The organism is Streptomyces sp. 1114.5 (assembly GCF_003635085.1).
Lineage (GTDB): Bacteria > Actinomycetota > Actinomycetes > Streptomycetales > Streptomycetaceae > Kitasatospora.
Genome location: NZ_RBXE01000001.1, coordinates 2,465,160 through 2,478,363, shown reverse-complemented (window position 1 = coordinate 2,478,363; position 13,204 = coordinate 2,465,160). Strand labels below are relative to the sequence as shown.

9 protein-coding genes are annotated in these 13,204 nt (G+C 73.0%); 2 read left to right on the top strand and 7 right to left on the bottom strand.

The genetic code is table 11. The annotated features are described in order from the left end of the window. Nucleotides 1–22 precede the first annotated feature (22 nt). Complete coding sequence (locus BX285_RS10950; protein ID WP_259470495.1) at nt 23–3,229, top strand: S41 family peptidase; 3,207 nt, start codon at nt 23–25, stop codon at nt 3,227–3,229. A 38-nt stretch (nt 3,230–3,267) separates the two neighbouring features. Here the strand turns inward: BX285_RS10950 and BX285_RS10945 are convergent, their stop codons facing one another. The 5 genes from BX285_RS10945 to snpA (BX285_RS10925) all read right to left on the bottom strand — a co-directional run bounded on the left by BX285_RS10945 (nt 3,268) and on the right by snpA (BX285_RS10925) (nt 8,369). Further along, nucleotides 3,268–3,513, bottom strand: a complete 246-nt coding sequence (locus BX285_RS10945; protein ID WP_097237805.1) for a hypothetical protein — start codon at nt 3,511–3,513, stop codon at nt 3,268–3,270. A gap of 198 nt (nt 3,514–3,711) precedes the next feature. Further along, entirely contained in the window at nt 3,712–5,781 is a 2,070-nt protein-coding gene (locus BX285_RS10940; protein WP_097237804.1) for a phosphocholine-specific phospholipase C, read from the bottom strand. Between the two features lie 200 nt (nt 5,782–5,981). Further along, entirely contained in the window at nt 5,982–6,641 is a 660-nt protein-coding gene (locus tag BX285_RS10935) for a pentapeptide repeat-containing protein (RefSeq protein ID WP_121175017.1), read from the bottom strand. A 118-nt stretch (nt 6,642–6,759) separates the two neighbouring features. Next, nucleotides 6,760–7,386: a snapalysin gene (snpA, locus tag BX285_RS10930; RefSeq protein WP_183107047.1), complete on the bottom strand. Its 627-nt coding sequence runs from the start codon at nt 7,384–7,386 to the stop codon at nt 6,760–6,762. Between the two features lie 311 nt (nt 7,387–7,697). After that, nucleotides 7,698–8,369, bottom strand: a complete 672-nt coding sequence (gene snpA / locus BX285_RS10925; RefSeq protein WP_121175016.1) for a snapalysin — start codon at nt 8,367–8,369, stop codon at nt 7,698–7,700. A 254-nt stretch (nt 8,370–8,623) separates the two neighbouring features. Here snpA (BX285_RS10925) and BX285_RS10920 point away from each other — a divergent pair, with 254 nt between their 5' ends. Further along, entirely contained in the window at nt 8,624–9,604 is a 981-nt protein-coding gene (locus BX285_RS10920) for a LysR family transcriptional regulator (RefSeq protein ID WP_259470494.1), read from the top strand. Here the strand turns inward: BX285_RS10920 and BX285_RS10915 are convergent. Then, on the bottom strand, nt 9,601–10,809 hold the full coding sequence (locus BX285_RS10915) for a low temperature requirement protein A (protein WP_097237800.1): 1,209 nt from the start codon (nt 10,807–10,809) through the stop codon (nt 9,601–9,603). The genes BX285_RS10920 and BX285_RS10915 overlap by 4 nt on opposite strands. 447 nt (nt 10,810–11,256) lie before the next feature. After that, nucleotides 11,257–12,963, bottom strand: coding sequence for an ABC transporter family substrate-binding protein (locus BX285_RS10910; protein WP_121175014.1), 1,707 nt, complete (start codon nt 12,961–12,963; stop codon nt 11,257–11,259). Between the last annotated feature and the right edge of the window lie 241 nt (nt 12,964–13,204).

The following is a 13,204-nucleotide window of genomic DNA, read 5'->3' as shown; positions in this document are numbered from 1 at the left end:
CACCCCGTCGAAGGATGGAGGGGTGACCCCGCCCGGCTACCTCCGCCACCCGCACCTGCACGGCGACCTGCTCACCTTCACCGCCGAGGACGACGTCTGGATCGCCCCGCTGGACGCCGGCGGCGCCGTCACCGGCCGGGCCTGGCGGATCACCTGCGACCGCACCCGGGTCAGCCACCCCCGCTTCTCCCCCGACGGCACCACACTCGCCTGGACCGGCTGGCTGAGCCTGAGCCCCGAGGTGTGGACCGCTCCCGTCGAGGGCGGCGAGGCCCGCCGGCTCAGCTTCTGGGGCAGCCAGGACACCCGGGTCCGCGGCTGGCTGCCGGACGGCGAGGTGCTGGCCGTCACCTCCTTCCACGAGCCCTTCGGCCACTACACCTGGGCGCACGCCCTGCCACCGGACGGCTCCCCAGGCCGCCGGATGCCCTGGGGCCCGGTCGGCGACGCCCAGATGAGCCGCGAGCGGACCGTCCTGCTGACCGGCTCCGCCCCGCACGAGCCGGCCGCCTGGAAGCGCTACCGGGGCGGCGCCACCGGGCGGCTCTGGGCGGACGGCGAACAGATCCTGCCCGACCACACCGGGCACCTCGCCTCACCCATGCCGGTCTCCGGCCGGATCGCCTTCCTCTCCGACCACGAGGGCATCGGCAACGTCTACTCCTGCCGCCCCGACGGCACCGACCTGCGCCGGCACACCGATCACGCCTCCTACTACGCCCGCGAAGCCGCCACCGACGGCACCCGGATCGTCTACCAGCACGCCGGGGACCTCTGGCTGCTCGACGGCCTGGACGCCCCCGCCCCCCGCCGGCTGCGCGTCCCGCTCGGCGGTGCCCGGGCCGGCCGCCGCCCGTACCAGGTCAGCGCCGCGACCCAGGTCAAGGACCTCGCCTGCGACCGGACCGGCCGGGCCGGGGTCGTCACCGTGCGCGGCAGCCAGTACTGGCTGACCCACAAGGACGGCCCGGCCCGCGCGCTCGCCGACACCCCCGGGGTGCGGACCCGGCTGCCCGTGCTGCTCGGCCACACCGGCGAGGCAGCCTGGATCACCGACGCCCAGGGCGCCGACGCGATCGAGGTGATGCCGCTGCCCGGGCACGAGACGGCCGAACGGCACCACCACCGGGTGCTCGCCGCCGGCCGGCTCGGCCGCGTCCTGGAACTCACCGCCTCCCCCGACGGCAGCCGCCTCGCCGCCGCCTCCTCGGACGGACGGCTGCTGCTGGTCTCCGCCGACGACGGCGAGGTGCGCGAGCTGGCCGCCTCCGGCTACGGGCCGGTCTCCAGCGCCCGCTTCTCCCCCGACTCGCACTGGATCGCCTGGTCCCAGCCGGTCGCCGGGCGCTCGCTGCGCCGCATCCGGCTCACCCGCACCGACGCGCCCGCACCGACCACCGAGGTCACCGACGGCCGCTTCGAGGACGAGCAGCCGGTGTTCACCCGGGACGGCCGCTACCTGGCCTTCCTGTCCTGGCGCGGCTTCGACCCCGTCCACGACGTGCACACCGGCGACCTCTCCTTCCCACTCGGCTGCCGCCCGTACCTCGTCCCGCTGACCGCCGACACGCCCTCGCCGTTCGCCGCGCCCGTCGAGGAGGGCGCCCCGGCCGGGGACGGCGGCGACGGCACCGTGCGGGTCGACCCGGAGGGCATCGGCGAGCGGCTGCTGCAGTTCCCGGTGATCGCCTCCAAGTACTCGGCCACCGACGCGGTGCGCGGCGGCCTGGTCTGGCTGCGCTGGCCGATCTCCGGCACCCTCGGGCAGACCTTCGCCAGCCCGGAGGACACCTCCGGCCGCCCCTCGCTGGAGCACTTCGACCTGGCCCGGGGCACCCGCACCACGCTGGTGGACAAGCTGGACGGCTACGCGGTCTCCGGCGACGGCGGCACCATCGCGGTCTACTCGGCCGGCACGCTCCGGGTCGTCCCGGTCGGCGCCCCCTCCGCCGGCACCAGCGTCGACCTGCGCCGGATCACCCACACCGTCCACCCGGCCGCCGAGTGGCGCCAGGCCTACCACGAGGCCGCCCGGATCGTCCGGGACCAGTTCTGGGACGAGCGGATGTCCGGCCTGGACTGGCCCGCCCTGGTCGCCCAGTACGAGCCGCTGCTGGAACGCGTCTGCTCACCCGACGACTTCGCCGACCTGCTGCGCGAACTCCTCGGCGAACTGGGCACCTCGCACGCCTACGTCACCCCGTCCCGCCGCGCCGAGGGGCCCTCGCTCGCCCAGCAGCCGCTCGGCCTGCTCGGCGCCACCGCGCACCGCTCCCCCGACGGACGCTGGCTGGTCGAGCGGGTGCTGCCCGGCGAGTCCTCCGACCCGCGCGCCCGCGCCCCGCTGGCCGCCCAGGGCGTGCGCGACGGCGACGAGCTCGTGGAGGTCGGCGGCCGTCCCGTCGACCCGGTGCGCGGCCCGCTGCCGCTGCTGGCCGGTACCGGCGGCACCACCGTCGAACTGACCCTGCGCAGCGACCCGGACGGCCCGGTGCGGCGGATCGCCGTCACCCCGCTCACCGACGAGCGACCCATCCGCTACCAGGACTGGGTCTCCAAACGCCGCTCCCTGGTACGGGAGTTCAGTGACGGCCGGTGCGGCTACCTGCACATCCCGGACCTCGGCGGCTCCGGCTGGGCGCAGTTCAACCGGGACCTGCGGCGCGAACTCGACAAGCCCGCGCTGGTCCTGGACGTGCGCGGCAACGCCGGCGGCAACGTCTCCGAACTGGTCCTGGAGAAGCTCACCCGGCACGTCCTCGCCTGGGACTTCACCCGGGACCGCCAGCCGGTCCGCTGGCCGCGGCACGCGCTGCGCGGCCCGCTGGTCGCCCTCGCCGACGAGGCGACCAGCTCCGACGGGGACGTGATCATCGCGGCCATCAAGCTGCTCGGGCTCGGCCCGGTGATCGGCAACCGCACCTGGGGCGGGGTGGTCGGGATGACCGGGCGGCACACCCTCGGCGACGGCACCCAGATCTCGGTGCCGAAGAACGCCTCCTGGTTCGACGGCGGGCTCGGCTGGTCGGTGGAGAACCGGGGCGTCGAACCGGACGTGCACGTGCTGCGCACCCCGCGCGACTGGGCGCGGGGGCGCCACCCCGAGCTGCGGACCGCCGTGCAGCTCGCCCTGGAACTGCTGGAGGACGCGCCCGCGGCCGTGCCGCCGCCGGAGTCCACGCCCCGGCCGGACCTGCGGCGCCCGCCGCTGCCGCCGCGGGCGCGGTGACGGCCCGGGGGGTCAGTGCCAGGGGTCTTGCCTGGGGGTCAGTCCCAGGGGTCTCCCTCTGCGGTCATGTTCTCGGCGGCCCGCCGGTCGGCCTCCGCCTGGGAGAGTTGCTCCTGGGCCAGCCGCTCCTGGGCCAGCTGCTCCTGCAGCGAGCGGGAGCGCTCGACGTCGTCGCCGAAGGCGTCGGCGGCCTCGTCGTGGGCGAGGGCGGCCCGCTGGGCGGCGTCCTCGCCGGTGGCCTCGTGGTGCGGGGGCCGGTGGAACAGCCTGTCGAAGATGCCCATGACTCCTCCTCCGGAGGGAATGTCGGGATACCGGGCTGCCCCCACTCTCACACCGGGCCCGGAGGGACGCACCTTGAGCCTTCGGTCCCTGCCGAACGCGCCCCGGGGCCGTAGCCGGGGCGCTCCCGCAGGCGCACGGGCCCCGCGAGGTCCACGATCCGTGGTTTCCGCGGAGCCCGTACGACTGAGTCCTCCCGGTCAGCCGCTGACGCTGGGCGCGCCCGTCTCCAGGTGGCCGGTGAAGCGCTGGGACCAGCCGGCGTCCGCGTCGACCGTCACGGTGAAGTCGTACCAGCCGTTGGTGTAGGCGACGGCGTTGAAGTAGTCGGTGACGCTGCCGCCGGCCGGGACCTGGTAGGTCCAGGGACCGTCCGTGCGGTAGTTGTTCGACGCGATGGTGAAGGTCATCGGCGTGCTGCCGTTGTTGGCCAGCTTGAAGTAGACGGCGAGCTTGCCCGTTCCCGGCTCGACGGCGTACGAGGCGGTGACGGCGGCGTTCTTGCCCGCCTTCGTCGCGTCGCCCTTGAAGCGGCGCAGGAAGCGGTTGGGGCCGACCACGGACAGGTCGTAGGGGCCGCCGCCGAAGCCGGTGCCGCAGTTGAAGAAGTCGCTGGTGCTGCCGCCCGGGTCCACCGTGTACTGCCAGGGGCCGCCGCTGCGGTAGGCGTTGGCGTAGGCGGCGAAGTGCGAGGTCTTGCTGCCCCCGTTGGCCATGCCGATCCAGACCTTCATGACCCCGGCCGAGCCGAACTCCAGGTGGTCCAGGTTGGCGTTCGGCTGGTAGGGCAGGGCGCGGGCCGGCCGGGTGCCGGACTCCTGCAGCGGAAGCTGGTTGTTGACCGGGGCCGGGTTGGGCAGCGGGCCGCAGGTGGACAGGCCGATGGTCTGGGAGGTGTCGGGCAGTGCGGGCAGGCCGTACACCGGGTTGGCGAAGTCGAACACGCTGGTGAGGTCGCCGCAGACGCGGCGGCGCCAGTCGCTGATGTTCACGCACTGCGCGGGCGTGCCGAGGGCGGACGTCCAGGTCTCCAGGAAGCGCAGCACCGAGGTGTGGTCGAAGGTCTCGGAGTTGACCCAGCCGCCGCGGGTCCAGGGCGAGATCGTGAGCATCGGGACGCGGAAGCCGAGGCCGATGCTGGTGCCGTTGTAGAACTCGCCCGGGGTGCCGGCCGGGGCGACCGGCGGCGGGACGTGGTCGAAGAAGCCGTCGTTCTCGTCGTAGTTGATGAACAGGACGGAGGAGTCGAAGACGTTCGGGTCCGCGTTGAGCGCGTCGATCACGTTGTGGACGAAGTGCGCGCCGTCGGCCGGGGTGGCGTACGGGTGCTCGGAGGAACCCTGGTCGGGGACGATCCAGCTCACCTGCGGGAGGGTGCCGTTCAGCACGTCGGCCTTGATCGCGGCGACGATGTCGTCCGGGGTCCGGCCGGTGACCTTGGGCACCGAGCCCATGCCCTTGACGGCCAGCGGGCTGCCGGCCGGGGCGCCGGAGAACTGGCTGAAGTAGGCCAGGGCGTTGTCACCGTAGTTGTCGGCTGCGTTCTGGTACACCTTCCAGCTGACCCCGGCGTTCTCCAGCGCCTCGGCGTAGGTCTGCCAGCGCAGGCCCTTCTCGTCGCCGCCGTCGTAGGCCGGGCCGCCCGCGGCGCCGGAGGGGTCGATCTGGCCGGACCAGTGGTAGGTGCGGTTGGGGCCGGTCGCGCTGAGCACCGAGCAGTGGTAGGCGTCGCAGATGGTCCAGTTCTCGGCCAGCGCGTAGTGGAACGGGATGTCCTGGCGGGTGAGGAAGCCGAGGGTGCGGACGTTGCCCTTGGCGGCGACCCAGTTGTCCAGCTTGCCGCTGTTCCAGGCGCTGTGCTGGTCGCTCCAGCCGTGCGAGAGGTCCCCGTTGCACTGGGCGAGGCGCTCGGGGTCGGCGCCGCCGGCCGGCTTGGTGAGGCTGAACTGCCACGGGTACTGGCGGGAGAGCAGGCCGTTGGGCTGGTTGAAGACGCTGTAGCCGCCGGCGATCTGGATGGCGCTGCGGTCGGCGAAGCCGCGCACGCCGCGCAGCATGCCGAAGTAGTGGTCGAAGCTGCGGTTCTCCTGCATCAGGATCACCACGTGCCGCACGTCGGTGATGGTGCCGGTCGTGGTGAGTGCGGTGGTGGAGGCGGTGGCGGCCGCGGCTCCGGGGGCGGCCCCCGCGGCGCCGGTCCCGGCGACGGCGAGACCGGCCGCGGCGGCCCCGGACAGCGTGACGAACTTCCTGCGACTCAGCTCGGCCATCAGCCCAACCCGTCCCTTCACTGGCGATGTTGTGTACACAAGTCGGGGCTCACTCGATCGGGGAGAAGTCTCCAGCGCGCACGGAGCGGGCCACCAGATGCGTGCACCAGGTTTGGCGGACTGTTCGTCCGGGAGTCACCGAACGACGCCGGGCTGAACGCAGGACGGAAACGCCGGGGAGGGACGGAGCGGGCAGGCGGTCAGCGGTCCTTCACCTCGATCCCCAGTGCCTGCGCGAACTGCGGTGCCAGCTCCAGCAGTTGGGTGGAGCTGATCACCGCCCCGCGCAGCCCCTGGTGGCCGTCGGCCAGGCCGAGCCGGACGGCGCCGCGCAGGTCGGTCTTGCTCAGGGCGGCCCCGCGCAGCCGGACCTCCTCCAGCGTCGAGCCGGGGAAGGACACCCCGGTCAGCTTCGCCTCGCCGAAGTCCACGTCGCGCAGCAGGCAGTCCTCGAAGACCACGTCCCGCAGGACGGCCGCCCGCAGGTTGACCGCCTCCAGCTTGCAGCCGCGGAACACCACCCGGCGCAGCGCCGAACCGTACGCGGCGATCCCGGCCAGCACGCCGCCGACGAAGGCGCTGTCCTGCCACTCGGAGTCGCTGAGGTCGCAGGCCACCCAGCGGCCGGCGTGCACCCACACCTCGTTGAAGCGGGCCTGGCGCAGCTTGACCCCGCTGAGTGCGACGCCGGTGAACGCGCACTCCAGGAAGGCCGCGCCGGCGCCCGACTCGTCGGTGTGCTCGCCGCCGTCGAAGTGCGCGGTGTCGTAGCGCGCGTCGCTGCGCAGCGGCCCGGTGTGCGGGCGCAGCACCTCGGCGTACGGCAGGTCGGCGAGCCGGTCGGGGGCGGAGCGGAGCATGGCGGAACCTTTCGGACGGGTGTCGCCCGCATGCTCCCACGGGGTACCGACAATCCGGCGGCGCACGCCCCCGGCCCGGCCGCAGCGGGTGCGGCCGGGCCGGGGGTTCGGCGGTGGATCAGCCGCGCGCCCACAGGGAGTTGACGCGGCTGCGCTCGGTGCTGTTCGGGTAGGGGTTGGTGCAGGAGGTGCCCGGGCCGCCGCCGGACATCAGCTCGCTGCACGGGCCGGAGTAGTGGTCGGGCAGGCCGAGCACGTGGCCGGTCTCGTGGGCCGTCACCCGGACCGAGTTGTACTGCCGGTTCTGCTGGTAGTCGAGGAAGATGTAGCCGCGCCCGTGCCCGTCGGTGCTGGCGTAGGAGCCGCGGCTGTCGTTGCCCTCGTAGTACGAGAAGTCGGCGGCCGAGCCGGAGCGCAGCTGGACGTTACTGACCGAGCTGTTCCAGATCTGCGCGGCGCTGGCTATCTGGGTGCGGAAGGTCGGGGCGGAGCTGGCGTCGTAGGTGACCACGACGGTGGCCAGGCCCGGGTTGGCGGCCTGCTTGGCCTTGGCGGAGGCCATCACGGCCTGGAAGAAGGCCTGGTTGTCCGCGGTCTCCGCGGCCGAGCCGGCGTACGTCGAGGCGGTGTAGCCCGGGGCGGCCGGAGCAGCCGGTGCGGCCGCGGCGGCGGTGGTGGCGGGCAGCACGGCGAGGCCGGCCGCGAGGGCGAGGCCGAGGGTGGCGGACAGCACGGATCGCTTCATGTGGGGGTGCTCCGATTCCTGTGGTGCCGTGGCCGGTTGGGGGCCGGCCCTGGGGGACACCTGGTCAACGGGTGATGTCCCAGAGCTTCGGGCAGCCCGGCGGGCGCGCGGATGATGTCAACCCGCGATAGCTCCGTGCAATACCCGGGCCGCCCCGCCGCTTTGGGTCGCCTTTTCCTCGCCTTGACCCAACCGTGCCCCTGGCATTCCGTTCCGGGGGCGGCTAGGCTCCCGAGCGGGGAAGTACCCGGAGCGGCGGGCCGCTCGATTCCGGCCGAGCGGCCTGCCGTGCCCGAACTCCGCTGCGTTGCTTACCGGTTCGCCGCCGCGAGGCCGTTCGCCCAGAGGTAGTCGACCTGGCTGCGCTCGTTGGCGTCGGGGTAGGGGTTGGTGCAGGAGGGGCCGGGGCCGCCGCCGGACATCAGCTCGCTGCACGGGCCGGAGTAGTCGTCGGGCAGGCCGAGCACATGGCCGGTTTCGTGGGTGGTGACGCGCACCGAGTCGTATTCCTGGTTCTGCTGGTAGTCGAGGAAGACGTAGCCGTGGCCGTGCCCGTCGGTGCTGGCGTAGGAGCCCTGGCTGTCGCTGCCCTCGTAGTACGAGAAGTCGCCGTTGCCGCCGGTCTCCTGGAGTCGGACGTTGCGCACCGAGCTGTTCCAGATCTGCGCGGCGCTGGCTATCTGGCCGGCGAAGGAGGGCGCGTTGCCGGTGTCGTAGGTGACGGTGACGGTCTGCAGCCACGGGTTGGCGGCCCGCTTGGCCTTGACCGAGGCCACCACGGCCTGGAAGAAGGCCCGGCTGTTCGCGGCCTGGGCGGCCGAGCCGGCGTACGTCGAGGCGGTGTAGCCCGGGGCGGCCGGAGCAGCCGGTGCGGCCGGGGCGGCGGGCGCGGCCGGTGCGGCGGCGGCGGTGGTGGCGGGCAGCACCGCGAGGCTGGCCGCGAGGGCGAGGCCGAGGGTGGCGGACAGCACGGATCGCTTCATGTGGGGGTGCTCCGATTCCTGTGGTGCCGTGGCCGGTTGGGGGCCGGCCCTGGGGGACACCTGGTCAACGGGTGATGTCCCAGAGCTTCGACCCGGACGGGCCCGCCGCGGATGATGTCAACCCGCGATAGCACCGCCGCATACCGGCGGCAGCGCGTGGCGGCCTGTGGCGGCACGTGGAGCGCTCCGTGACGGAGCCTTGATTGCCTGTCATGTCCTTGGCGAGACGGCTCGGCTGCGTCTATGCTCCGGACGTGGAGCTCGACGTGAGACACCTCCGGGTGCTGTGCGCCATCGCCGACACCGGCAGCCTCCGCAAGGCCGCGCTCCAACTCGGCATGACCCAGCCCTCTCTCACCACCCAGCTGCACCGCATCGAACGGGCCATCGGCGGCACCCTGTTCACCCGCGAGCAGACCGGCAGCCGGCCGACCGCGCTCGGCCACTCGGTGCTCTCCCGCGCCCGGCCCGTGATCACCGAGATGGCCGCGCTGGTGGCCGCCGCCCGTCAGGAGGCCCGCGACGCCACCGGGGCGGGCCGGCAGCGCCGGCTGCGCATCGGCAGCGTCGGCAGCCGGGCGGTCGCGGCCTGGCTGCGCCGGGTGCACGAGCGGCTGCCGGACACCGACACCACCCTCCACGTGGACATCTCCGCCAGCGCGCTGCTGCGGATGGTCGCCGCCGACCAGCTGGACGTGGCCTTCGTGTACGAGAGCGAAGGCTTCCCGCTGCGAGTGCCGGCCGACGCCGAGCAGCGGGTGCTGATGGACCGCGAGCCGCAGTTCGTCGAACTCGCCGCCGGGCACCCGGCCGCCGCCCGCCCGGTCGTCCACCTCGCCGACCTCGGCGGGGACACCTGGATGGTCGACCCGACCGCCGACCACGAGTACGCGGCGATGCGCCGGGCGTTCAGCGAGGCCGGGCTCAATCCCCGGGTGCTGCAGGTGCGGGACAACGCCACCGCCGCCGAGCTGGTCGCCTCCGGCGAGGCCGTCCGCCCCTGCCAGCCGACCGCACCGCCCGGGCCCGGCACCGTCGTCCGGCCGGTGCACGGGGATCCGCTGGCCGTCCGGCTGCTGTTCACCTGGCGCCCGCGTGCGCTCAGCCCGCCCGCACTGGACGCGCTGTACGGCGAACTGCGCGCCGCCTACCTGGATCTGGCCAGGGTCAACCCGGCCTACCTGGCCTGGCTGGCGCGGCACCAACCGGTGCTGCTGGGGCGGGCTGGTTCCTAGACCGAGGTCCGGCTCTCCCGGCTGTGGACCAGCACTCCCGCCGCCACCATCAGCGCGCAGACCAGGCCTGCGGCGAGCACCCCGGGGCCGCCGAGCGCGGTGCAGGCCAGTACCAGGACGGCGCCCGCCGGCGCCAAGGCCTGGGCGACCGCGCCCCGCTTGGTGTGCCGGGAGTGCAGGAACCAGACCGTGACCAGGTAGAGGGCCGTGGGCACGGTGACCGTGGCGGTGGCGGCCCGCTCGGAGATCTCCGCCTTGTGCACGGTCGACTCCACCGCCACCTCCAGCCCGGCGCCGATCGCCGCCGCCGAGCCGAACACCAGGTAGTGCCCGTAACCCCAGGCGAAGGCCTGCCGGTTGGAGCGCAGGTGCTCGTGGACGGGCCGGGCGAAGTAGATCCACCAGGCCGCGAAGCAGATCAGCAGGCCGCCGATGGCCACCGGTACCAGCCGGCCCAGCTCCTCGTGCTCGTCCACCGCGGACTGCACGGCGACGGTCGCCGCCGCCACCGTCTCGCCCAGCACGATCAGGGTGAACAGCCCGTACCGCTCGGCGATGTGGTGCGGGTGCCAGGAGGTCTGCGTCCGCAGCTCGGCGATCACCGGCACGGCGAGCTCGCACAGCACGCCGATCGGGAGGACGTACGGCCGGGCGCCGTGCGGCAGGAACAGCACGACCACCCAGCCGACCTGGCAGAGGGCGATCCCCAGCGCGTAGCGCAGCGCGACCCGGCGTGCCTCGCCCTGCTCGCCGGCCGCCGCGCGCAGCCACTGGGTCACCATCGCCAGGCGCATCACCACGTACCCGGTGATCGACAGCGCCATGTCCTGGGTGGCGAACAGCCGCGGCACCCCGGCGGCGAGGATCAGCACCCCGGCGATCTGCACCAGCGTGGTGACCCGGTACGGCACGTCGTCGCAGTCGTAGGCGGAGGCGAACCAGGTGAAGTTCATCCAGGCCCACCAGATCGCGAAGAAGGCCAGCACGTAGCCGCGCAGGCCCTCCCCGTAGTGCCCGGCGGCGAGGGAGTGGGCCAGTTCGCGCCCCGCCTGGCCGACCGCGACCACGAAGCAGAGGTCGAAGAAGAGTTCCAGCGGGGTGGCGACCCGGTGCGGCTCGTGGCGGTCGCGCGGGACCATCCGGCGCACCGGCGGCGGGTCGACGTGGCGCGTGCGGGGTGCCGCGGCGGCGGGATCACTGGCCATCGGAGCTGCTCCGGGGGTCGGAAGGGGCTGGTCGTCCGACGCATCCTGGCAGTGGCCCGGGCCCGGCGCACGCACCGGCGCGGCCCGGGAGCCCGTACGACCCCCGGGCCGCGATGGCCCCGGTATGCCCCTTTTCTCCTTGCCGTCAGCCGCAGTTGACGCCGCGGTGCGCGAACCGGGTGACAGCCCGGCAGGTTTCCGGGCGCGCCCCGCGCGCTGCGCCGCGGACGGCCGGAACCCGCCGCTAGATTCGTCCCGGTTGGAGGAGCGAGGCCCCTGCGGGGCCCATGACACGGGCGGCCTGCGGGCAACGCGGAAGGTCAAGGCGGGTGGCGGGACAGCGGGGGCGGCGGAGCCGACCTTCCCCTGTCCGCGCCACCGGCCTCGTGATCACCGCGCTGCTCGCCAGCGCCTGCCGTGCGGCCGTCCCGGTGGCGGCCGCGGCCGCTACTTCTCCCAGCCGACCTTGCTGTAGTCCTCCTGGGCGAGGCCGAAGGCGCCGTAGTTGGCGAGGCCCTTGCGCACCGCCACCACGGCGGGCCGCTGGTAGAGCTCGACGGTGTGGCCGAGCTCCCAGATCTTCGCGTCCGCCTGGTTGTAGAGCTTCGCGGCCTCCACCGGGTCGACCGTCCCGGCCGCCTGCTTCAGCAGGCCGTCGATCTCCGCGGTGCCCAGCCGGGACGGGTTGCTGAAGGTGTTGTCGCCCACCGGCAGGCGGAAGTTGGCGAGGCTCTTGGAGTTCGGGAAGGAGTCGGTGTTGCGCCAGCTCGCGATGTCGAACTTGCCCGGGGTCACGTACTTGGCGAAGTAGTCGTTGGCGGCCACCTTGTCCAGGTCGACCTTGACTCCGGCCGCCTGCCACATCGCCGCCGCCGCGGTGGCGAGGTCGAGCTGGGCCTGCGCGGTGCCGTCGCTGAGCACCCAGTGCAGCTCCAGCGGCCGGCCGTCCTTGGTGCGCGGCTGGCCGCTGCCGGACTCCTTCCAGCCGGCCTCGTCCAGCAGCTTCTTCGCCGCAGCCAGGTCGAACTTGGCCCAGTCGCCGGAATTGTCCTGGTAGCCGGCCTGGTTGGGCATGATGATGTGGTTGCCGAGCGGCTTGAACTCCACCGGCACCCCGTTGTTGGCGATCTTGATCAGTGCCGAGCGGTCGATCGCCTTGCCGAGCGCCTGGCGCACCCGCTGGTCGGCCAGCGCACCGGTGCCACCGAAGGAGATGTGCACCTCGTCCCAGGGGCTGGCGGCCCGGATCACGGTGTCCTTGGCGTTCTTGAGCTGCCCGTACGCGGTGGCGGTGCCGGCCGAGGCGAGGTCGATCTCGTTGTTGAGGTAGGCCTGGATGCTCGCGGCCTTGTCCATCACCCGGAAGGTGATCTTGTCTGCCTTGGCCCGGGTGCCCCACCAGGCCGGGTCCGGGACGAAGGTGATGGTCTGCGCGGTCTTGTCCGCCACGCCGATCTTCAGCGCACCCGCGGTGATCGGAACCTTCTCCACCCAGCCCTTGTTGAAGTCGTCCGGGGTGGAGATGCCGGCCGCGGGCACCAACGGGCGGAACAGGTTCTGCCAGTCCGCGTACGGCTCCGAGAAGGTGACCTTCACCTCGGTCGGGTCGGCGCCCTGCTCGACGGAGGAGATCAGTTCGTAGCCGGACGGGTCGTAGCCGTTGTACGCCGGGTCCTTGCCGTTGCTCGTCTGCCAGTCGGCCTTGAAGTCCAGGTAGCTCAGCGGCTTGCCGTCCGACCACTTGGCCTTGGGGTTCAGCTTGTACGTGATCACCTGCGGCGAGGTCGAGGTGACCTTGGCCTCCACCAGGTAGTCCGGGTTCGCCCGGAAGGTGCCGGAGGCGTCGGTGCTGAACAGCGAGGGTTCCAGGGCGCGGACCAGGTTCACCGTGTCGGTGTAGGAACCGCCGTCCACCTGGAGCGGGTTCCACTGGGTGATCCACTGGTCCAGGGCGAAGCGCACCTCGCCACCGTCCTTGATCTGGTCCAGGGACTTGGCGTTGATGTCCTGGGAGTCCTGTCTCGGTGGCTCGCTCTTGGCCACGTCGCCGGCCGAGCCACCCCCGCCCGAGGTGCACGCGGTGACCGCGAGCGCGACGGCGACGGCGAGGGCGGCCGCCCGGCCGAGCCGGCGGGCCGTGGTGGAAGCGTCCATGAGGGTCCCCCTGGTGAGGTCTTCGGTACGGGAGTTGTGCCGCGCGAGGTGTGGCGAGGCTTGAGCGTGGGCAGCCAAGTCGGCACCGGGCGAGCAGAACGTAACAGCGGATCAGATCCGCCACCAGGGGGAGGAGCGCACACCTGATCCAAAAGTCACACGCGGCAACACGGCCGCAATACCCCGGCTGTGCCACGGTGCTTCACTCTGACCTGCGGTTTCCCGAACTCCCCTGCTACCC